The following is a 21111-nucleotide window of genomic DNA, read 5'->3' as shown; positions in this document are numbered from 1 at the left end:
AATCCGTATGCGTGACCGATGAGTTTGCGCGACGGTGAAGGTCTCTCCATGCGTAGCCCAAGCACGCGGAAGGACCCGAAGCATGAGCACGCAGATGTCCGGCCTGGCGATCGAGACCGCGGGCCTGGTCAAAACGTTCGGCGAGACGAGGGCCGTCGACGGCGTCGACCTGTCCGTGCCCGCGGGCACGGTCTACGGCGTCCTCGGCCCGAACGGCGCCGGCAAGACCACCACCGTGAAGATGCTCGCCACACTCCTGCGGCCGGACGGCGGCGAAGCGCATGTCTTCGGCCACGACATCGTCCGCGAGGCCGACGAGGTGCGCGGCCGGGTGAGCCTCACCGGCCAGTACGCCTCGGTCGACGAGGACCTCACCGGCACCGAGAACCTGGTCCTGCTGGGCCGGCTGCTCGGCCACCACAAGAAGGCCGCCCGGGAGCGCGCCGCCCAGCTCCTGGAGGCCTTCGGCCTCACCGAGGCCGCCGCGAAGCAGGTCAAGCACTACTCGGGCGGCATGCGGCGCCGTATCGACATCGCCGCGTCCATCCTCAACACCCCCGACCTGCTGTTCCTCGACGAGCCGACCACCGGCCTCGACCCCCGCAGCCGCAACCAGGTCTGGGACATCGTGCGGGCCGTGGTCGCCCAGGGCACCACCGTGCTGCTGACCACGCAGTATCTGGACGAGGCCGACCAGCTGGCGTCCCGGATCGCCGTCATCGACCGCGGCAGGGTGATCGCCGAGGGCACCAAGGGCGAGCTGAAGTCGTCCGTCGGGGCCGGGTCCGTGCATCTGCGGCTGCGCGACCCCGACCAGCGCGACCTCGCGGCCGATCTGCTGTGCCGCGTCCTGGACGCGCGGGTGCAGCCGGAGCCCGACCCGGTCGCCCTCACCGCCCGCCTCGGTACGGCGGCGAGCGACGACTCCGCTGCCGAGCAGGCCTCCCGCGCCCTGGGCGAGCTGGCCCGCGCCGGGATCACCGTCGACAACTTCTCGCTGGGCCAGCCCAGCCTGGACGAGGTGTTCCTCGCCCTCACCGGACACGACACGCACGCATCCGCCGACCGCTCCGACAACCCGAAGGACGAGGTGGCGGCATGAGCACCGCGACGACCACCGAGAGCAAAGAGCTCGCCCCGGTCAGCGCCGAGTCGCTCGCCGCCCTGCTCGTCGCCAAGGAGCGGCCGCCGCGGCCCAGCGCGTGGTCGGCCTCGATGACCTTCGGCTGGCGGGCCGTCCTCAAGATCAAGCACGTGCCGGAGCAGCTCTTCGACGTCACGGCGTTCCCGATCATGATGGTGCTGATGTACACGTACCTGTTCGGTGGGGCGCTGGCCGGCTCGCCGAAGGAGTACATCCAGTTCCTGCTGCCGGGCATCCTCGTGATGTCGGTCGTGATGATCACGATGTACACGGGTGTCTCCGTGAACACCGACATCGAGAAGGGCGTCTTCGACCGGTTCCGCAGCCTGCCGATCTGGCGGCCGTCGACGATGGTCGGCTATCTGCTCGGCGACGCCCTGCGGTACACGATCGCCTCGGTGGTGATGCTCACCGTCGGCATGATCCTCGGCTACCGGCCGGACGGCGGGGTCGCCGGTGTGCTCGCCGGGATCGCCCTGCTGGTGGTCTTCTCGTTCGCCTTCTCGTGGATCTGGACGATGTTCGGGCTGATGCTGCGCACCGAGAAGTCGGTGATGGGCGTCAGCATGATGGTGATCTTCCCGCTGACGTTCCTGTCCAACGTGTTCGTGGACCCGAGGACCATGCCGGGCTGGTTGCAGGCGTTCGTGAACAACAGCCCCATCACCCATCTGGCGTCGGCGGTGCGCGGTCTGATGGGCGGGGACTGGCCGGCCGGCGAGGTCGCCTGGTCGCTGGGCTGGGCGGGCCTGTTCGTGCTGGTCTTCGGGCCGGTCACGATGCGGCTGTACAACCGGAAGTAGCCCCTGATGCCCCGCGGCGCTGTCGCGGGGCATCAGGTTGTAGCGGTGGTCGCGGGTCGGCTCAGGTGTTGCGGGGCATCGGCGGCATCGGGCGGATGTCCGGCGCGACCTGGGTGGCCGGGGTCTTGCGCACGATCGTGATGAGCCGGTCGGTCAGCTCCAGCGTGCCGATGGCGGGATCGTCGTAGCCGAGGACCCGGTGACCGCGTATGACGCTCACCACCAGGTCGGAGACCTCCCGCGGCGTCTTGCCCACCTCGGCCTTGACGACCGGCCGTTCGACGAGGTCGAGGCCGGTGCCCTGCTGGATGAGGTCCTCCAGCACCATGCCCGCGGAGGGGCTCAGCACGGAGAGGCCGAGCAACCGGCCGGCGGCGCTGGCGCTGGTGATGACCGCGTCGGCCCCGGACTGCTTGAGCAGCGGCGCGTTCTCCTCCTCGCGCACCGCGGCCACGATCTTCGCCCCGCGGTTGAGCTGCCGGGCCGTCAACGCCACCAGGACCGCCGTGTCGTCGCGCTGGGTCGCGATGATGATCTGACGCGCCTTGTGCACCTCGGCCCGCTTGAGCACCTCGCTGCGGGTCGCGTCCCCGACGATGCCCGCGTAACCCTCGGCGGTCGCGGCGTCGACCACCTTGGAACTGGGGTCGACCACGACCACCTGCTCCTTCTTGAGGCCCGTCGCGCAGACGGTGCGGATCGCCGACCTGCCCTTGGTGCCAAAGCCGATGACAACGGTGTGATCACGCAACGTGGACCTCCAGCGGGTCAGTCGCCACTCCTCCCGGGTGCGTTCGGTGAGAGCTTCGAGGGTGGTGCCGACCAGGATGATCAGGAACAGCACGCGCAGGGGCGTGATGAGGAGGATGTTGGTGAGCCGAGCGGCGTCGCTGGCCGGCGCGATGTCACCGTAACCGGTGGTGGAGAGGGTGACGGTCGCGTAGTAGAAGGCGTCGAGAAGGTCGACGCCGCCGCCCGCGTTGTCGTTGTAGCCGTCCCGGTCGGCGTAGACGATCAGCGCGGTGACGACGAGCACCAGCAGGGCGATGGAGAGCCGCTTGGCGACCTGGCGGAACGGGTGCTCCACCACTTTCCTCGGGAGCTTCACCCGATAGGTCACCAGATGCTCGTCGGCCTGGCGGGCGATCGCGTCCTGGCCCGGAAGTTTCACGTGAAACACACCCCGATTCCTGCGGACGCCCAGGGCAGGTCCAGCAGTTCCGCCTCCTGCCCGGGGCGTGCGCCGCCCGGCTCCACGACGGCCAGCGCGTCGGCCGCCGCGATGCCGCGCAGCATGGCGGGGCCGTTGTAGTGCAGCGGCACCGCCTCGTCGCCGCGCAGAACGACGGGGACCAGCCGGGTGTCGTGCGGGTGCCCGTGCACGGCGTCCCGCAGCGGCATCGTGTACGGCTCCGGGGCCGGGCGGGCCGCGAGGATCCGCAGCAGCGGCTCGGCGAGCGTCAGCAGCCCGGAGACGGCGGCGAGCGGGTTGCCCGGCAGGCCGACGAGGTGCTGGGCCGGTGCGATGCGCGCCAGCAGCATGGGGTGGCCCGGGCGCACCTCGACGCCGTCCACGAGGAGTTCGGCGCCGATCCTGTGCAGGGTGGGGTGGACGTGGTCGAGGGGGCCGGCCGCGGTGCCGCCGGTGGTGAGGAGGACGTCGGCGTCGGAGGCGGTGACGGCCCGGTGCAGGGCGTCGGCGTCGTCGCGGATGCGCCGGACGGCGGTGACGTCGGCGCCGAGCGCGCGCAGCCAGGGCGGCAGCATGGGGCCGAGCGCGTCCCGGATCAGGCCGTCGCGGGGCAGGCCCTGGGTGAGCAACTCGTCCCCGAGGACCAGGACTTCGACGCGGGCGCGGGGGACCGCGGTGACGGCGTCATAGCCGGCGGCAGCCGCGAGCCCGAGGACGGCCGGGGTCACGAGGGTTCCGACGGCGAGGAGCTGGTCGCCGGTGCGGCACTCCTGGCCGCGCGGGCGGATGTCCTGGCCGGGGACGACGTCCCGGGTCGCGAACAGGCGTCCCTTGTCGTCGGTGCGGCCGTGCTCGCTGCGCAGGACCGCGGTGGTGTCCGGGGGGATGCGGGCACCTGTGGCGATGCGGACGGCCTCCCCGTCGGTGAGGGAGGGGGGCGCGGCGTGCCCGGCGAGGACGCCCTCGTCCCGCACGCGCCAGGGGGCGGGGCCGCAGACCGCCCAGCCGTCCATCGCGGAGGTGTCGAAGGAGGGCAGGTCGGTGAGGGCGTCGAGCGGCTCGGCGAGGGTCAGGCCGAGGGCGGTGTCGAGAGGCGCCGAGACGGGCTCGCGGCGGGCGGCCCGGGCGGCGTCGCGGCCGGCGCGTTCGGCGCGGGCCCGCGCCTCGGGCCAGGGGGTGGCGCGGGGGCGGGTGCCGGGGTCCGGCCGCTGGGGGGTACGGGCGCTGCCGTCCTCACCTCGGGCGGCGGAGTCGGACAGGTGGTCGCCGTTGCTGTTCCTCACGAGGGCGAGCACCTCCTCCACGTCCAGGTCCTCGGCGTCCTCACCGGCACGGGCGCCGTGCGGGGTCATCCGGCGTCCGGGCGGGTGCCGGGGGCGACGTCGCCCGGAGGGCCGCCGGGGGAGGGCTCGGCCTCGGAGGTGCTCTCCTGTGCCCAGCGGGCGGCGAGGGCCGCGGCCTTGCGGGCGGCCTCGGCGACGGCCTCGGGGCCGCCGCCGGACTGCGCGGCCGCGTAGCCGACGAGGAAGGTGGTCAGCGGCGCCGCGGGACGGGCCACCCCGTGGGCGGCGTCGCGGGCGAGGTCGAGCAGGCCGCGGGTGTCGACCTCGAGGTCGATCCCCAGTTCGTCCTTGACGGCGGAAATCCATTCATCCAACACGTGCCCATGCTCCCTGATACGTGCCCTGGCGGTGGCGATGTCGTCCCAGGTGTCGCAGTCGAAGGACGCGACGGGGTCCAGGACGCGGGTGAGGTCCAGCTCGGCGGTCAGCCGCCGCAGGGGCAGACCGGCGAGGGCGCCGTGCCGCTCGGCGAGGAGCGCGAGCTCCGCCCGCAGCCGCGGCGCCCGGTAGGCGGCCACGAGTGGCTGGTCACGGCCGCCGGAGTCGGTCAGCAGCGCGCCGTCGTGGCCGCTCGACCGCAGCGCGCCCAGCAGGCGGTCCACGGTCGTCCCCTGAAGGAACGGCAGGTCGGCGGAGAGCACCACGACGTGCTCGGCCGTGGTGTGGCGCAGTCCGGCGTCGAGCGCGGCGAGCGGTCCGCCGCCGGGCGGGTCCTCGCGGGCCCAGGTCACGGGCCGTGCGGTCGGTCGGGGCGCGGCGACGACGACGGTGGTGCGCGCGGTGGCACAGGCCGCGAGCACCCGGTCGAGCAGGGGCCGTCCGCCCACCCGCACACCGGGTTTGTCGGTGCCGCCCAGGCGCCGGGCGGCACCGCCGGCGAGCACGACGGCGTCGTACCGGGCGGGGCCGGGTTCACCCGGGGACTCGAAGGCGGTCACCCCCCGAGTATGCGTGCCCCCGCGATCACACGGAACGCGGGGGAAGCAACGCGATCAAGAGCACCGACGCGGACGGGGAAACGGACGCCGGGCGGACAAGGAAGCGGTGACGAACAGGAATCACAGCGTCCGCAGCAGCACCGCCGGTTGCTCCACGCAGTCCGCCACGTAGCGCAGGAAGCCGCCCGCCACGCCCCCGTCGCACACCCGGTGGTCGAAGGTGAGCGACAGCTGCACGACCTGCCGCACGGCCAGCTCGCCCTCGTGCACCCACGGCTTGGGGACGATGCGGCCGACGCCGAGCATGGCGGCCTCGGGGTGGTTGATGATCGGCGTGGAGCCGTCGACACCGAAGACGCCGTAGTTGTTCAGCGTGAAGGTGCCGCCGGTGAGTTCGCCCGGTGTCAGCGTCCCCGTGCGGCCCGCCTCGGTCAGCCGCGCGAACTCGGCCGTCAGCGACTCGGCGTCCCGCGCGTGCGCGTCCCGTACGACCGGGACGACCAGGCCCCGGTCGGTCTGCGCCGCGAAGCCGAGGTGCACATGGTCGAACCGGACGATCTCCCTGGCCGCCACGTCCACCGTGGAGTTGAGCTCGGGGAAGCGGGCGAGGGCCGCGGTGCAGATCCGGGCCAGCAGGGCCAGGAGGGAGATCTTCGGACCCCCGGCGGCGTTCATGGCCGCGCGTGCCCGCATCAGCTCCGTGGCGTCGGCGTCCACCCAGCAGGTGGCGTCCGGGATCTCGCGGCGGCTGCGCGCCAGCTTGTCGGCGACGGCGCCCCGGACGCCCTTGAGCGGGGTGCGGAGTTCGCCGGGGGCGGCCGGTGCGGAGGACCGGGATGCGAGGGCCGGACCCGTGGCCTGCGGCACGCGCGGGTGCGGCTCGGCCGCCGGTGCCGCCGTGGCGCCCCGGTCCGCCGCGCGCAGGGCGTACTCGACGTCCGCCCGCAGGATCAGCCCGTCCGGGCCGGACCCGGTCAGCTCCCGCAGGTCCAGGCCGTTCTGCCGCGCCAGCCGACGCACCAGGGGCGAGATCACGGGGACGGGACCGTCGTCCGCCCCGGATCCGCCGGACTGCCCGTTCACCGCGGCCGGGGACCCGCCCGCTCGCCCGTTCACCGCTGCCGCGCCGGTGTCGATCGGTCCGGTGCCGTCGGTCGGCCCGTTGTTCGCGGGCGTGCCGGACACCGGCCGCTCCTGGCGTACCCGGCGGCGCCGCGCGGGTGCCTCGGAGGTGCCGTACCCGACCAGGACGTTGCCCGAGCCCTCGGTGGCGCTGCTCTCGGCGCCGTCGGCGGGCCGCTCCCCCACCGCCACCGTGATCAGCGGCGCCCCGACGGGCAGTTCGGTGCCCTCCTCGCCGAAGCGGGCCGTGACGACACCGCCGTAGGGGCAGGGCACCTCCACCATCGCCTTGGCCGTCTCGACCTCGACGACGGGCTGGTCGATGGCGACGACGTCACCGACCTCCACCAGCCAGCGCACGATCTCCGCCTCGGTGAGCCCCTCGCCGAGGTCGGGCAGCTTGAACTCCAACACCTGTGCCATCAGCTCTCGGCCTCCCACTGCAGGCGCCCCACGGCGTCCAGGATCCGGTCCACACCGGGCAGGTGGTGGCGCTCCAGCATCGGCGGCGGGTACGGCACGTCGAACCCGGCCACCCGCAGCACCGGCGCCTCCAGGTGGTGGAAGCAGCGCTCCGTGACCCGGGCCGCGATCTCCCCGCCCGGGCCCCCGAAGGAACCCGACTCGTGGACGACGACCGCGCGTCCCGTGCGCCGCACCGAGGCGCACACCGTCTCGTCGTCGAACGGCACCAGGGAGCGCAGGTCGACGACTTCGAGGTCCCAGCCCTCGGCCCGGGCCGCCTCGGCCGCCTCCATGCAGACGGGTACGGACGGCCCGTAGGTGATGAGCGTGGCGCTCCGGCCCGAGCGCCGCACCACCGCGCGGCCGATGGGTTCGACGGGCGTGGGCTCCTCGGGGTTCCAGGAGTCCTTCGACCAGTACAGCCGCTTCGGCTCCAGGACGACGACCGGGTCGTCGGAGGCGATGGCGGCGCGCAGCAGCCCGTAGGCGTCGGCGACGGTGGCGGGCGTGACGACATGGAGCCCCGGAGTCGCCATGTAGTACGCCTCGGAGGAGTCGCTGTGGTGCTCGACGCCGCCGATGCCGCCGCCGTAGGGGACGCGGATGGTGATCGGCAGGGGCATCGCGCCGCGGGTGCGGTTGCGGGTGCGGGCCACGTGCGAGATGAGCTGCTCGAACGCCGGGTAGGCGAACGCGTCGAACTGCATCTCCACGACCGGTCGCAGGCCGTACATCGCCATGCCGACGGCGGTGCCGAGGATGCCGGCCTCGGCGAGCGGGGTGTCCGTGCAGCGGTCCTCGCCGAACTCCTTGGCGAGGCCGTCGGTGACGCGGAAGACGCCGCCGAGGGTGCCGACGTCCTCGCCCATGACGTGCACGGCGGGGTCGGCGGCCATGGCGTCGCGCAGCGCGCGCGTGAGGGCCTGCGCCATGGTGGCCGGCTTGACGGCGACGGTGGTCATCGGTGCGTGCCTCCCTCGGTGTCGGCCTCGGCCTCCAGCTCGGCCCGCAGCTGGTCCCGCTGCTCGCGCAACTGCGGGGTGGGCTCGGCGTAGACGTGGCTGAACAAGTCCATCGGGTCCAGCACGGGGTCCTGGTTCATGTGCTCGCGCAGGGCCGCCGCCATGGTCTCGGCCTCCTGGCGGGCGGCCTCGATGCCGGCCTCGTCGAGCAGGCCGCGCCCGGTCAGCTCGCGCTCCAGCAGCCGGATCGGGTCGTGCTCACGCCAGGTCTCGACCTCGGCGTCGCCGCGGTAGCGGGTCGCGTCGTCGGCGTTGGTGTGGGCGTCGACGCGGTAGGTGATCGCCTCGACGAGGGTGGGGCCGCCGCCCGCGCGGGCGTGGCGTACGGCGTCGGAGAGCACCTCGTGCACGGCGGCGGCGTCGTTGCCGTCGACCAGGCGACCGGGCATGCCGTAGCCGACGGCCTTGTGGGCCAGCGAGGGGGCCGCGGTCTGCTTGGCCAGCGGCACGGAGATCGCGAAGCCGTTGTTCTGCACGAAGAAGACGACCGGGGCCTGCCAGACGGCGGCGAAGTTCAGCGCCTCGTGGAAGTCGCCCTCGCTGGTGCCGCCGTCGCCGACCATGGCCAGCGCGACCACGTCGTCGCCCTTGAGGCGGGCGGCGTGCGCGAGGCCCACGGCGTGCGGCAGCTGGGTGGCGAGGGGTGTGCACAGGGGGGCGACCCGGTGCTCGTAGGGGTCGTAGCCGGTGTGCCAGTCACCGCGCAGCAGGGTGAGCGCCTCGACGGGGTCCACGCCCCGGGCCACCACGGCGAGGGTGTCGCGGTAGCTCGGGAACAGCCAGTCCTGCTCCTTCAGCACCAGCGCGGCGGCGACCTCGCAGGCCTCCTGGCCGGTGGTGGAGGGGTAGACCGCGAGACGGCCCTGCTTGGTGAGGGCGGTGGCCTGCGCGTTGTAGCGGCGGCCCTTCACCAGCTGCGCGTACAGCGTCCTCAGCAGCTCGGGGTCGGCCTTCGCGGCCGCCTCGGTGCCGAGGACGCGGTACGGCTCGGCGTCGGGCAGCAGCGGCGCGGGATCCGTCCGGGGCTGCCAGGCGGGCGGCGGGGTCGGCTGGTACGCGCCCCGCTGCTCCATGACCGTCATGACGGCACCTCCTCGTGGGAGCGGCTCGAAGAGGCGCGTCGGCTGTGACCCGCCTCACCTACCGATTGTTCGGTCGACGGCACAATTTGGCTATGGGTGCCCCCAGGCTGTGGACAAACGGTTCTCCACAGCCTCTGATGGACGCAGTACGTCCATGGTAGGGAGGTCGGCGCAGGTGGCATCTGAACAAATGGCCGAGCGGCAGGACGACGACGCCGGTGCGCTGCCGCCGCCGCGGCCCCTGGACGCCATCGATCAGGACATCCTGCGCATGCTCCAGGCGGACGGCCGCGCCTCGATACGGTCCGTCGCCGACCGCGTCCACGTCTCGCGCGCCAACGCCTACGCCCGTATCAACCGGCTCGTCGAGGACGGCGTCATCCGCGGCTTCGGCGCCCGCGTCAACCATGAGCGGGCAGGTCAGGGCACGTCCGCGTACATCACCCTGAAGATCGTCCAGAACTCCTGGCGCACGGTCCGCGAAGAGCTCAGACAACTGCCCGGCGCCTCCCACATCGCCCTGGTGGGCGGCGACTTCGACGTGCTGCTGCTGGTCCACGTCTCCGACAACCGGGCACTGCGCGAGCTGGTGCTGACCCGGCTCCAGGCGATCCCCCAGGTGCTCAGCACCCGCACCCTGCTGGTGTTCGAGGAGGAGGACCTGGAGCCGCAGGGCTGAGCTCAGCCGCTCTTGCGCAGACCTCCGAAGGCCAACTGGACCACCGCGTCGGCCACCTCGCGCTCGTTCATCCCGCGGCCGTCCGGCCGGTACCACTCGACGATCGAGTTGATCATGCCGAAGACCAGCCGGGTCACCAGTCGCACCTCTATGTCGGCCCGCACGTCGCCGTCCGCCGAGGCCGCCTTCAGCAGGTCGGCGACCCGGTGGTCGAAGTCGCGGCGCCGCTCCAGGGCCCACCGCTCGGTGCCGGTGTTGCCGCGCACCCGCAGCAGCAGCGTCACATAGGGCAGCTCGGCGATGAGCACCTCGACCATGCGCCGCACGACGTACTCCAGGCGGTCCGAGGCACGCCCCACGCGCGCGTGCTCCTCGTCGAGGATCCCGAACAGGCCGTCCAGGGCCCGGCTCACGGCCCGGCGCAGCAGCTCCTCCTTGCCGGCGACATGGTGGTAGATCGACGACTTGGAGATGCCGGCCGCCTTCGACAGGTGCTCCATGGAGGTGCCGTCGTAGCCACGCTCGTTGAACACCTGGACGGCGACGGACAGCAGGGTGTCCGGGGTGTAGGTGTCGCGCTTGGCGGTGGTCATGAGGTGCCCTCCCGCGAGTCGGAGGCGTGGGCGTGGCGGTACAGGGCCAGGGACGGCGCGTAGCGGCCCGAGGGATCGCGCCGGTGCAGGTCGTCCAGGAGCACATGGGCCCAGGTGCGACCGAGGCGGCGGCTCCACTCGAAGGGGCCCAGGGGGTAGTTGACGCCGAGGCGCATCGCGGTGTCGATGTCCTCCTCGGTGGCCACGCCCTTGGCGACGGCGTCGTGCGCCAGGTCGATGATCCGCGCGACCGTGCGGGCCACGATCATGCCGGGCACGTCACCGATGACGCTGACCCGCTTGCCGAGCGCCTGGAACAGGCCGATGGCCTCGGCGAGGACCTGCGGGGAGGTGTCCTGGGAGGCGGACAGGGCGATCCGGCCGGCCGTGCGGTAGTCCAGGGCGAGGTCGAAGTAGACGAAGTCCCGGTACTCCACGGCGGTCTGCCCGTCGGCGAGGACCAGCCGGCCGCCGCTCGGGAGGAGCAGGGACGCCCCCTGGTCCTCGTCGTCGCCGTCGTCACGGACCGGGATGCCCGCCTCGCGGATCAGCTCCAGCAGATCGGACGCCGGGCCCAGGTCGCCCTCGGCGACGACGTACGCGGGCGGCTGCCGCTGCTCGGCGGTGTCCGGCTCGGGGCGCTCGGCGCCCTCCGCGTGGTCGTACCAGCCGTGGCCCGTCTTGCGGCCGAGCCGGCCGGACTCGACCAGGCGCCGCTGGGCCAGGGACGGGGTGAAACGCACGTCCTGGAAGAAGGACTCCCAGACCGACCGGGTGACGGCCTCGTTGACGTCCTGGCCGATCAGGTCGGTCAGCTCGAAGGCGCCCATCCGGAAGCCGCCCGACTCGCGCAGCACGGCGTCGATGGTGGCCGGGTCGGCGACCTGCGCCTCGTACGCGGCGAAGGCCTCGGCGTAGAAGGGCCGGGCGATGCGGTTGACGATGAAGCCCGGGGTGTCCGCGCAGGCCACGGGTGTCTTGCCCCAGGCGCGGGCGGTCTCGTACGCGCGCGTGGCCGAGGAGACGTCCGTGGCGAAGCCGGAGACGACCTCGACCAGCGGCAGCAGCGGCGCGGGATTGAAGAAGTGCAGGCCGACGAACCGGCCGGGATTGCGCAGGGCGCCCCCGATGGCGGTGACGGACAGCGACGAGGTGTTGGTGGCGAGCAGGCAGTCGTCGGCGACGATGCCCTCCAGCGCCCGGAACAGGTCCTGTTTGACGTCCAGCCGCTCCAGGACGGCCTCGACGACGAGGGCGCAGTCGGCGAGCTCGGGGAGGTCCTCGGCGGGCAGCAGCCGGGCGCGGGCGGCGTCCCGGTCGGCGTCGCTGAGGCGCTCCTTCTCGACGAGCCGGTCCAGGCGGGCACCGATCGCTTCGGCCGCCTCCCGGGCCCGCCCGGGGAGGGTGTCGTACAGCCGTACCGGATGGCCCGCGACCAGCGCGACCTGGGCGATTCCCTGGCCCATGGTGCCGGTGCCGACGACGGCCACGGGGCTGCTGAGGTCGAGTGCTGTCATGTGCGCGATCCTCCCGCACGGGGTTTTCCACAGATGCGGCGGACCCCCTTGAACCGACCGATCGTTCGGTTACTCTAGCTCTGTCCGAGTGTTCCTGCCCAGGTCATGAACTCGACGAAGAGTTCTTGAGACGAGGAGATGGTCACCCATGACCGCCGCACTCTCGGCGCACGAGCTGATCGCCCGGCACCGGTCCACCCTCGACCAGGCGCTGGAAGCGATCCGCACCCGCGCCTACTGGTCCCCGCACCCCGAGCACCCCAAGGCCTACGGGGAGAACGGCAGCCTGGACGCGGCGGCGGGCAAGGCCGCCTTCGACGCCCTGCTCGGCTCCCGCCTCGACCTCGGCCAGCCGGGCACGGACGACTGGGTGGGCGGCGAGACCTCCCCGTACGGCGTCGACCTGGGCGTGACCTACCCGCACGCGGACCTCGACGTGCTGCTGCCCGCCATGAAGGCCGGTCAGCGCGCCTGGCGGGACGCGGGCGCCGAGCAGCGCGCGATGGTCTGCCTGGAGATCCTCAAGCGCATCAGCGACCGGACGCACGAGTTCGCCCACGCGGTCATGCACACCTCCGGCCAGGCGTTCATGATGGCGTTCCAGGCGGGCGGGCCGCACGCGCAGGACCGCGGCCTGGAAGCGGTGGCCTACGCCTACGTCGAGCAGGTGCGCACCCCCGACAACGCCGAGTGGACCAAGCCCCAGGGCAAGCGCGACCCGCTGGCCATGAACAAGCAGTTCACGCCCGTCCCGCGGGGCATCGCCCTGATGATCGGCTGCAACACCTTCCCGACGTGGAACGGCTACCCGGGCCTGTTCGCCTCCCTCGCCACCGGCAACGCGGTCCTGGTCAAGCCCCACCCGCGCGCCGTGCTGCCGCTCGCCCTCACCGTGCAGGTCGCCCGCGAGGTGCTCACGGAGACCGGCTTCGACCCGAACCTGATCGCGCTGGCCGCCGAACGCCCCGGCGAGGGCATCGCCAAGACCCTCGCCCTGCGCCCCGAGATCCGCATCATCGACTACACCGGCTCCACCGAGTTCGGCGACTGGCTGGAGGCCAACGCCCGCCAGGCGCAGGTCTACACGGAGAAGGCCGGCGTCAACACGATCGTCGTCCACTCCACCTCCGACTACAAGGGCATGCTCGCCAACATGGCGTTCTCGCTGTCCCTGTACAGCGGCCAGATGTGCACCACCCCGCAGAACCTGCTCGTCCCCCGCGACGGCATCACCACGGACCAGGGCCCCAAGTCCTACGACGAGGTCGTCGCGGACCTCGCCAAGTCCGTCGACGGACTGCTCGGCGACGACGCCCGGGCCAACGCGCTGCTCGGCGCGATCGTCAACCCGGACGTGAAGGCCCGCCTGGAGGCCGCGGCGGGCCTCGGCGAGGTCGCCCTGGCCTCCCGCGAGATCACCAACCCGGACTTCCCGGGCGCGGTCGTCCGCACACCGGTGATCGTCAAGCTGGACGGCGCCAAGCCGGACGACGAGGCCGCCTACATGAGCGAGTGCTTCGGGCCGGTGTCCTTCGCCGTCGCCGTCGACTCCGCGTCCGACGCGGTGGAGCTGCTGCGGCGGACCGTGCGGGAGAAGGGCGCGATGACCGTCGGGGCGTACACGACCGACCCGGACGTCGAGCAGGACGTGCGGGAGGTCTGCCTGGAGGAGGCGGCACAGCTGTCGCTGAACCTCACGGGCGGGGTGTATGTGAATCAGACGGCCGCATTCTCCGACTTCCACGGGTCCGGCGGCAACCCGGCGGCCAGCGCTGCGCTGTGCGACGGGGCGTTCGTGGCCAATCGGTTCCGGGTGGTCGAGGTGCGCCGCGACGCGTAGCGGGAGCTCGGGGACGCCTGGGGGTCCGGGGGTTCTCGTCGGCGCGCGGGTGCCGGTGCGTCGTGGTCACCCGCGCGGATCCCCGCGCCCCTGGAGGGGAGCACCGCAGCTCCAGTGGTACAGGGTCATCGCCACGCTCGTCGCCAGGTTGTAGCTGCTGACCTGGGGGCGCATCGGCAGGGACAGCAAGTGGTCGGCCCGGGCGCGCACTTCGCCCGACAGGCCGGTGCGCTCGGAGCCGAACGCGAGGACGGCGTCGTCCGGGAGCTTGACGCCCCGGATGTCGTCGCCCTCCGGGTCCAGGGCGAACAGCGGGCCCGGCGGCAGTTCCCCGGCGGACAGCCGCTCCACCGCCGTCGCGAAGTGCAGCCCCGCCCCGCCGCGCACGACCGTCGGGTGCCAGGGGTCCATCGTCCCGGTCGTCACCACACCGGTCACCCCGAAACCGGCGGCCAGGCGGATCACCGCACCCGCGTTGCCCAGGTTGCGCGGCTGGTCGAGGACCACGACCGGGGCCGTACGGTTCAGCCGCGCCAGCTTCTCCAGGCCGGCGTCGCGGCTCGGCCGTACGGCCAGGGCGGCCACTGCGGTGGGGTGCGGGCGCGGCACGAGCGAGGCGTACGTCGCGTGCGGCACCTCCGTCAGCAGCCCGGCCAGCGCGTCCCGCACGTCCGGGGCCAGCTCGTCGGCGAGGGCCAGGGCGGCCGCCCGGTCGGCGGTGACCGCCACCGGCACCTCGGCACCGAAGCGCAGCGCGTGCTTGAGCGCGTGAAACCCGTCGAGCAGGACGGTGTCACCGGCGAGCCGGTGCCAGACGGTCACGGGGTCGGTCATGCCCCGAAGCCTACGTGCGTGGCCTGCGAGCCATCCGGGGTCCGCTGCCCGGGCAGGGGCGTACGCCCGCCCCCTCGCCGCAGCCGGTCACGCGCGCGTGCCGCCAGAGCGCCCAGGCGGCGCAGGAAGCCCGTCGGCAGGAACACCGCGTCCGCCGCGATCATCGCCAGCGAGAAGAACGGCAGCCCCAGGACCACGGCGATCACTGCGTGCTCGGTCATCATCGCCGCCAGCAGGACGTTCTTCACCCGCCGGTTGAACAGGGTGAACGGGAAGGCGACCTGCACCAGGACCGTCCCGTAGGTCACCAGCATCACCATCGTGCCGCTGGCCGACAGCAGGTCCGCGAGGGCCGGCCAGGGCGAGAAGTACTCCAGGTGGAGCGGGTAGTAGACCGCGGTGCCGTCCTGCCAGCGCGATCCCTGGATCTTGTACCAGCCGGCGGTCGCGTAGATCAGGCACGCCTCGGCCATGATCACGAGCAGGGCGCCGTTGTGCACCACGTTGGCGATCACGTCCAGCATGATCCGCGGCTCACCGGTCCCGGCCCGGCGCCCGGCCAGCCACCACAGGGCCTGCACGACCCACACCGTCCACAGCAGCGCAGGTATCAACCAGTCGCCCTGTATCCGGCCGACCAGGGTGACCGCGACCAGCACGAACCCCAGCACGGCCCACAGGGCGGGGCCGGTCCGGTCCGTGACCCGCTCGCCCCGCGCGCGTGCCGCCGTCTGCCGCACGGCACGCCGGGCGTCGAGCGACCACACCTGGGCGCACCGCGTGAACACCAGGTAGATCGACATCAGGTGCAGCACGTTGTCGCCGCCGTCGCCCATGAAGACGCTGCGGTTCTGCAACGACAGCACGCCCACCATGAACAGCACCGACATGGTGCGGGTGCGCCAGCCCAGCATCAGCAGGGCGGCGAAGAGGACCGCCAGCGCGTAGACGATCTCGAACCAGACCCGGCCGTCCGACCACATCAGCACGGTGAACGAACCGTTGGACGCGACCAGCTGCTGCGCGAGGTCCCAGCTCCAGGGACCGTCGGGACCGTAGAGCTCCTGGCGGTGGGGGAACTCGCGGAGCAGGAACAGCAGCCAGGTGGCGCTGAACCCGATGCGTATCACAGCCGTCTGGTAGGGGCCGAGGGCCGCCTCGGTCACACGGGCGATACCGCCCGAGACGGCCAGCGAGAAGCGGTTCACCGCGCCCCTCCCCGGGCCTCGTCCTGCGGCACCTTCCACCACGGCAGCTCCCGGTAGGACGGTGTCGTGGACACCTTCTCCCGGCTCCACTCCGGCGGCGGCACGTTGCTGGTCCGCGAGCGCACCTGCACCCGCTCGATGATCCCGGAACCCCCGGTCGCGGCCCGCACCGCGTCGTCGCGGTCGAGGCGCAGCACCATGATCCGGCGCAGATACGACTCCGAGAGCGAGCCGCGCAGGCCCACCGGGCGGTTCTCGCTGTCGTGCGTGGCGACGAAGAAGTCCCAGGCGCGGCGCAGCTCGTTCTGCTGGGTGTGGCTGGGCAGCAGATTGCCGTCGATGGCACGGCCGTCCTCGGCGGACAGGTCGTACCAGCCGGTGGTCTGCGTCATCCCGTCCGGCCCGCGGACCCCGGCCCGGACCTGGATCGAGATGTTCTGCTGGAGCGGGTTCGGCGCGAACAGCTTCCAGTTCTGCTCGAACTCCGGATAGATCCAGTCGTCCACGGCCTCGCCGTGCTCCCGCGTGACCGTGTTCGCCGGCGCGACGTGCAGGAACGTCATCCCGATGTGCACGCATACGCCGATGGCGACGACCGCCAGCGCCAGGGCGACTCCGACCTGATAGCGGGGCGAGAGCAGGGCGAGGCCGGTACGGGGGGCACCGGCCGGGTACGGGTCGCGCAGCACGGGCCACGTGATCGGCCCGGGGGGTGCGGTCGGCCCGGGGGGTGCGGGCAGTGCGGGCGGCCCGGGAGGTGTGGGCGACGCGACCGGCTCGGAGGGCTCGGGCGGGCCGGGGATCACGTCGGACTCGGGTGGCCCGGCGGTCACGTCCGGGCCTGGCGGGTCCGTCGGGGCTCCCTGTTGCGCGGGTGGGTCCGTCGGGGCTTCCTGTTGCGCGGGCGGGTCCGGCGGGGCGTTTCGTTGCGTGGGCGGGGCCGGGCGGCGGCTCGGCGCGTCCGGGCCGCCCCGGGCGTTCGAGCCCTCGTCGTACGCGTCCATTCCGCCCCGTTCCACGATCCCGGTCCGTCGTTCCGTCCGCCCGGCCGCGAGGGCGTCGTACCGCCCGCGCGGCCTGCGCGACGTCGGCACGGGCACGGTACTCAGGACACCCACCCGGGCACAGCCCCTGTCCACAGGTCCCGCCGTGGCCGTCGCCACACCACGGAGGCCGACCGTACGGCGAGTACGACCGTCCGAGAGCCGCTGTCCCCCTGGTCCACAGGGGACCCCCGCAGGTTATCCACAGGGCGCACCGGCGTGTCGCCCACCGGAGTGACACCCTACGGCGCCCGCCCGTACACCCATTCCCTTCTTCTAGAACCTGTTCTATCTTGACGCCCCGTCAGCTCAACGGGATCCGCCGGAAGGACAGGCACCGTGGACTTCACCTTCAGCGAGGAGCAGCAGGCGGCGGCCGAGGCGGCGAAGGGCGTCTTCGCCGATGTCGCACCCGACGCCGTACCCAGCCCGGCCCTCACCCCCGGCGCCGTCGCCGAGACCTGCGACCGCGCCCTGTGGGAAAGGCTCGCCGACGCGGACCTGCTGAGCCTGCTGCTCGACCCCCGGTACGGCGGGGCCGGTCTGGACGCCGTCGCGCTCTGCCTGGTGCTGCGGGAGTCGGCGAAGGTCCTGGCCAGGGTCCCCCTGCTGGAGAGCTGCGCGGCAGCCGCGGCCGTCCAGGCCTACGGCGGTGAGGAGGCGAAGGCGGACCTGCTCGCCCGGGCGGGCCGGGGCGAGATCGTGCTGACCGTCGCCGCGCACGGCCGCACAGGCCACGACCCGGCCGAGCAGGCCGTCACCGCCCGGCAGGACGGCGGGACCTGGGTCCTGGACGGGGTGCAGACGGCGGTGCCCTGGGCCTACGACGCCGATGTCACGCTCGTCCCCGCGCACACCGGGACCGGCCGGACCCTGCTCGCCCTGGTGCCGCGCGGGCACGAGGGCGCCGTCCTCGCCGAGCAGTTCTCCACCAGCGGCGAGCGCCTCGGGGAGCTGCGGCTGGAGTCGGCGCGGCTGCCCGCCAGGGCCGTCATCGACACCGGGGGCGCGTGGGAGTGGCTGCGGGACCTGCTGGCCACCGGGACCTGTGCGCTGGCGCTCGGGCTCGGGGAGCGCGTGCTACGGATGACCGCGCAGTACACGGGCCAGCGGGAGCAGTTCGGCTTCCCGATCGCGACCTTCCAGGCCGTCGCCGTACAGACCGCCGACCGCTACATCGACCTGCGCGCGATGGAGGCCACGCTGTGGCAGGCCGCGTGGCGGATCGCCTCGGGGGCACCGGGCCCGCTGCCCGCCGCCGGGGACGTGGCCGTCGCCAAGATCTGGGCGGCGGAGGGCGTACGCCGTCTCGTGCAGACCGCGCAGCACCTGCACGGCGGGTTCGGCGCCGACGTCGACTACCCCCTGCACCGCTACCACGCCTGGGCCAAGCACCTGGAACTGTCACTCGGCCCGGCCGCTGCCCACGAGGAGGCCCTGGGCGACCTGCTGGCGGCCCACCCGCTGGCCTGATCCTCGGACGGGGGTGTGCCCCTTAGAGGACGAACCCCTGCTGCCCGTCGTCCGTCACCACCGGACGGCCCACCGCCTCCCACACCTGCATGCCGCCGTCGACGTTCACGGCGTCGACGCCCTGCTGGGCCAGGTACATCGTGACCTGGGCGGACCGGCCGCCGGAGCGGCAGATCACGTGGACCCGGCCGTCCTGCGGGGCGGCCTCGGTCAGCTCGCCGTACCGGGCGACGAACTCGCTGATGGGGATGTGCAGGGCCCCTTCGGCGTGACCGGCCTTCCACTCGTCGTCCTCCCGGACGTCCAGCAGGAAGTCACCGTCCTTGAGGTCCGCGACCGCGACCGTGGGCACACCAGCTCCGAAACTCATGGGTCCGACGCTACCGGACCCGGCGGGGAGCACTGGTCGCTACGCTGCTCAACCCTGGCCCTGGCCCTGGCCCTGGCCCTCGCCCTCGCCGAGCAGCGCGGCCAGCTCCGTCTCCCGTTCGGAGACCTGGGCGAGCAGGCCCTGCCCGATCTCGTCCAGGAGCCGGTCCGGGTCGTCCGGGGCGAGCTGGAGCATGTGGCCGATGGCGCTGTCCTCCAGTTCCTTGGCGAGCAGGCCGAGCAGCTCCTTGCGCTGGGCGAGCCATTCGAGGCGGGCGTAGAGCTCCTCGGCACGGCTCGGACCGCGCTTCAGCTCGGGCCCCTTCGCCCACTCCGCGGCGAGTTCACGCAGCTCCACCTCGTCGCCCCGGGCGTAGGCGGCGTTGACGCGCGTGATGAACTCCTCGCGCCGCGCGCGCTCCTTCTCCTCCTGCGCCAGGTCCGGGTGGGCCTTGCGGGCGAGGTCGCGGTAGAGCTTGCGGGCCTCCTCGCTGGGGCGGACCCGCCGCGGCGGACGCACCGGCTGCTCCGTGAGCATCGCGGAGGCCTCCGGGAACAGACCGTCGCCGTCCATCCAGCCGTGCAGCAGTTCCTCGACGCCCGGGATGGGGGCGAGCCGCGCCCGGGCCTCGTCCGCCCGCTGCCGGTCCGCGGGGTCACCGCTGCGGGCGGCCCTGGCCTCCAGGATGCGGGCGTCCAGCTCCTCGAGCCGGGCGTAGAGCGGGCCGAGTTTCTGTTCGTGGAGCCGGGAGAAATTCTCGACCTCGACGCGGAAGGTCTCCACCGCGATCTCGTACTCGATCAACGCCTGCTCGGCGGCCCGCACGGCCCGCTCGAGCCGCGCCTCGGGCCGTGCGGCGTCGTCGCCGCCCTGCTCAGCTTCCGGGGTCGTCACCCGACCAGCCTAGGCGACGAACCGACGGCGCCCGCGCCCTGGAGCACAGCACCCGGTCGCCTCCGCTCACCCGTGCGGCCGGCCCTGCACCCCCATCCCCCTACACCCCCATCTCCGCCGCCACCTTCCCCGCCCGCACCCCCGCCAGCAGCTCCGCGTGATCCGCCTCGGTCCGGTCCGCGTAGGTGACGGCGAAGGCCGCCATCGCCTCGTCCAGCTCCTCGTTCTTCCCGCAGTACCCGGCGATGAGCCGCGGATCGGCGCTGTGGGCGTGCGCGCGGGCCAGGAGCGCACCGGTCATACGGCCGTAGTCGTCCAGCTGGTCGGCGGCCAGGGCGGCCGGGTCGACGCTGCCCTTGCGGTTGCGGAACTGGCGGACCTGGAAGGGGAGCCCGTCGACCGTCGTCCAGCCCAGCAGGTTGTCGCTCACGACCTGCATCCGCTTCTGGCCCAGCACGACCCGGCGCCCCTCGTGACCGGCCTCCGGCGGCTCGAAACCGGCCGTCACCAGATGCGGCACCAGGGCCGACGCCCGCGCCTCCTTGACCTGGAGCACCAGTGGCTCGCCCCGGTGGTCCAGGAGCAGCACGACGTAGGAGCGGGTGCCGACACTGCCCGTGCCGACGACGCGGAACGCGACGTCCTGCACCGCGTGCCGGGCGAGGAGCGGCAGGCGGTCCTCCTGGAGGGTGCCGACGTACTCCTCCAGGGACGCGGCCACCGCCGCGGCCTCCGCGTCCGGGACGCGCCGCAGCACCGGCGGGGCGTCGACGAAGCGGCGTCCGCCGTCCTCGGTGACCTCGGTCGACTTGGCCGCGAAACGGCCGCTCGTGTTGTGCCGGGCCTTCTCGGCGACGCGCTCCAGCGTGCCGAGCAGATCATGGGCGTCCGTGTGGGAGACGAGTTCCTCGTCCGCGATGGCGTTCCACGCGTCCAGCACCGGAAGCCTGGCCAGGAGCCGCATGGTTCTGCGGTAGGCGCCCGCCGCGTCGTACGCCGCCTCGCGGCACTGGTCCTCGTCGGCGCCGGCCACACGGCCCGCGAGCACCAGGGAGGCCACGAGACGCTTGAGGTCCCACTCCCAGGGGCCGACCACCGTTTCGTCGAAGTCGTTCAGGTCGATGACCAGGCCGCCGCGGGCGTCGCCGTACAGGCCGAAATTGGCCGCGTGGGCGTCGCCGCAGAGCTGGGCCCGGATCCTGGTCATGGGGGTGTGTGCCAGGTCGTGGGCCATGAGGCCGGCCGAGCCGCGCAGGAAGGCGAACGGGGTGGCGACCATCCGGCCGACCCGGATCGGGGTCAGTTCGGGCAGCCGTCCGCGGCCCGACTCCTCGACGGCGCTCGCCGCGTCGGGCCGGGACGCGTCCAGGTCGAGCGAGGCGTGCGCGCTGCGCGGGATCCGCTTGCGCAGGGCCTTGCCCTCGTCCTTGGGTGAGCCCTCCGCCGGCCACTCGGCGAAGCCACGCACCCGGGGCAGCCGGCGCGGCGCCCCGTCCTTGGCCGCGGCACCGTCCTTCATGGCCCCGTCCCTCGCCATGGCCCCGTCCTT

The 21111-nt window shown here is 73.1% G+C and carries 19 protein-coding genes; 5 read left to right on the top strand and 14 right to left on the bottom strand.

The features are described from left to right. Positions 1-82 precede the first annotated feature (82 nt). Both ACFZDE_RS19105 and ACFZDE_RS19100 read left to right on the top strand, forming a co-directional pair. Entirely contained in the window at positions 83-1102 is a 1020-nt protein-coding gene (locus ACFZDE_RS19105; RefSeq protein WP_391200897.1) for an ATP-binding cassette domain-containing protein, read from the top strand. Then, entirely contained in the window at positions 1099-1947 is an 849-nt protein-coding gene (locus ACFZDE_RS19100) for an ABC transporter permease (protein WP_390998674.1), read from the top strand. Before ACFZDE_RS19105 ends, ACFZDE_RS19100 begins: the two co-directional genes overlap by 4 nt. Before the next feature lie 61 nt (positions 1948-2008). On the opposite strand, the gene ACFZDE_RS19095 is transcribed toward ACFZDE_RS19100, so the two are convergent. The 6 genes from ACFZDE_RS19095 to pdhA form a co-directional block, all read right to left on the bottom strand. After that, positions 2009-3118 carry an NAD-binding protein gene (locus ACFZDE_RS19095; RefSeq protein WP_390998671.1) on the bottom strand — a complete coding sequence of 370 codons (1110 nt, stop codon included), beginning with the start codon at positions 3116-3118 and terminating at the stop codon, positions 2009-2011. Next, positions 3115-4491 (bottom strand): molybdopterin-binding protein, encoded by a 1377-nt coding sequence (locus ACFZDE_RS19090; RefSeq protein ID WP_391200895.1) that lies wholly within the window; start codon positions 4489-4491, stop codon positions 3115-3117. The genes ACFZDE_RS19095 and ACFZDE_RS19090 overlap by 4 nt, the downstream gene beginning before the upstream one ends. Continuing rightward, positions 4488-5420 (bottom strand): NTP transferase domain-containing protein, encoded by a 933-nt coding sequence (locus ACFZDE_RS19085; RefSeq protein WP_391200893.1) that lies wholly within the window; start codon positions 5418-5420, stop codon positions 4488-4490. Before ACFZDE_RS19085 ends, ACFZDE_RS19090 begins: the two co-directional genes overlap by 4 nt. 120 nt (positions 5421-5540) lie before the next feature. Further along, positions 5541-6965 carry a 2-oxo acid dehydrogenase subunit E2 gene (locus ACFZDE_RS19080; protein ID WP_391200892.1) on the bottom strand — a complete coding sequence of 475 codons (1425 nt, stop codon included), beginning with the start codon at positions 6963-6965 and terminating at the stop codon, positions 5541-5543. Beyond that, complete coding sequence (locus ACFZDE_RS19075) at positions 6965-7969, bottom strand: transketolase C-terminal domain-containing protein (RefSeq protein WP_390998661.1); 1005 nt, start codon at positions 7967-7969, stop codon at positions 6965-6967. Before ACFZDE_RS19075 ends, ACFZDE_RS19080 begins: the two co-directional genes overlap by 1 nt. Further along, on the bottom strand, positions 7966-9111 hold the full coding sequence (gene pdhA, locus ACFZDE_RS19070; RefSeq protein WP_391200890.1) for a pyruvate dehydrogenase (acetyl-transferring) E1 component subunit alpha: 1146 nt from the start codon (positions 9109-9111) through the stop codon (positions 7966-7968). The genes ACFZDE_RS19075 and pdhA overlap by 4 nt, the downstream gene beginning before the upstream one ends. Before the next feature lie 190 nt (positions 9112-9301). Between pdhA and ACFZDE_RS19065 the strand changes: the two genes are divergently transcribed. Continuing rightward, complete coding sequence (locus ACFZDE_RS19065) at positions 9302-9790, top strand: winged helix-turn-helix transcriptional regulator (protein ID WP_390999122.1); 489 nt, start codon at positions 9302-9304, stop codon at positions 9788-9790. A gap of 2 nt (positions 9791-9792) precedes the next feature. Here the strand turns inward: ACFZDE_RS19065 and ACFZDE_RS19060 are convergent, their stop codons facing one another. Next, the gene (locus ACFZDE_RS19060; RefSeq protein ID WP_390998656.1) at positions 9793-10383 is read right to left on the bottom strand and encodes a TetR family transcriptional regulator; all 591 of its coding nucleotides are present in this window, start codon (positions 10381-10383) and stop codon (positions 9793-9795) included. Further along, on the bottom strand, positions 10380-11900 hold the full coding sequence (locus ACFZDE_RS19055; protein WP_390998653.1) for a 3-hydroxyacyl-CoA dehydrogenase: 1521 nt from the start codon (positions 11898-11900) through the stop codon (positions 10380-10382). The genes ACFZDE_RS19060 and ACFZDE_RS19055 overlap by 4 nt, the downstream gene beginning before the upstream one ends. Positions 11901-12048: 148 nt before the next feature. Between ACFZDE_RS19055 and paaN the strand changes: the two genes are divergently transcribed. Continuing rightward, complete coding sequence (gene paaN / locus ACFZDE_RS19050) at positions 12049-13740, top strand: phenylacetic acid degradation protein PaaN (RefSeq protein ID WP_391200888.1); 1692 nt, start codon at positions 12049-12051, stop codon at positions 13738-13740. Positions 13741-13806: 66 nt separating this feature from the next. Here paaN and ACFZDE_RS19045 read toward each other — a convergent pair whose 3' ends face one another. The 3 genes from ACFZDE_RS19045 to ACFZDE_RS19035 are packed head-to-tail and all read right to left on the bottom strand — an operon-like array spanning position 13807 to position 16786. After that, positions 13807-14574, bottom strand: coding sequence for a TrmH family RNA methyltransferase (locus ACFZDE_RS19045; RefSeq protein ID WP_391200886.1), 768 nt, complete (start codon positions 14572-14574; stop codon positions 13807-13809). Continuing rightward, on the bottom strand, positions 14571-15782 hold the full coding sequence (locus ACFZDE_RS19040; RefSeq protein WP_391200884.1) for an HTTM domain-containing protein: 1212 nt from the start codon (positions 15780-15782) through the stop codon (positions 14571-14573). The genes ACFZDE_RS19045 and ACFZDE_RS19040 overlap by 4 nt, the downstream gene beginning before the upstream one ends. Beyond that, positions 15779-16786 carry a DUF5819 family protein gene (locus tag ACFZDE_RS19035; protein WP_391201374.1) on the bottom strand — a complete coding sequence of 336 codons (1008 nt, stop codon included), beginning with the start codon at positions 16784-16786 and terminating at the stop codon, positions 15779-15781. The genes ACFZDE_RS19040 and ACFZDE_RS19035 overlap by 4 nt, the downstream gene beginning before the upstream one ends. Before the next feature lie 378 nt (positions 16787-17164). Here ACFZDE_RS19035 and ACFZDE_RS19030 point away from each other — a divergent pair, with 378 nt between their 5' ends. Next, entirely contained in the window at positions 17165-18298 is a 1134-nt protein-coding gene (locus ACFZDE_RS19030) for an acyl-CoA dehydrogenase family protein (protein ID WP_391200882.1), read from the top strand. A 22-nt stretch (positions 18299-18320) separates the two neighbouring features. Here ACFZDE_RS19030 and ACFZDE_RS19025 read toward each other — a convergent pair whose 3' ends face one another. From ACFZDE_RS19025 to ACFZDE_RS19015, 3 genes are all read right to left on the bottom strand, one after another. Continuing rightward, a complete protein-coding gene (locus tag ACFZDE_RS19025) occupies positions 18321-18650 on the bottom strand; it encodes a rhodanese-like domain-containing protein (protein ID WP_030846909.1) in 330 nt (109 codons plus the stop codon). 66 nt (positions 18651-18716) lie between these two features. Next, positions 18717-19562: a hypothetical protein gene (locus tag ACFZDE_RS19020; RefSeq protein ID WP_391200880.1), complete on the bottom strand. Its 846-nt coding sequence runs from the start codon at positions 19560-19562 to the stop codon at positions 18717-18719. A gap of 100 nt (positions 19563-19662) precedes the next feature. After that, the gene (locus ACFZDE_RS19015; RefSeq protein ID WP_391201371.1) at positions 19663-21099 is read right to left on the bottom strand and encodes a DUF2252 family protein; all 1437 of its coding nucleotides are present in this window, start codon (positions 21097-21099) and stop codon (positions 19663-19665) included. Between the last annotated feature and the right edge of the window lie 12 nt (positions 21100-21111).

The sequence above is a fragment of the Streptomyces sp. NPDC007929 genome (genome assembly GCF_042959065.1).
Lineage (GTDB): Bacteria > Actinomycetota > Actinomycetes > Streptomycetales > Streptomycetaceae > Streptomyces.
This window is presented reverse-complemented; position numbering and strand designations above follow the sequence as displayed.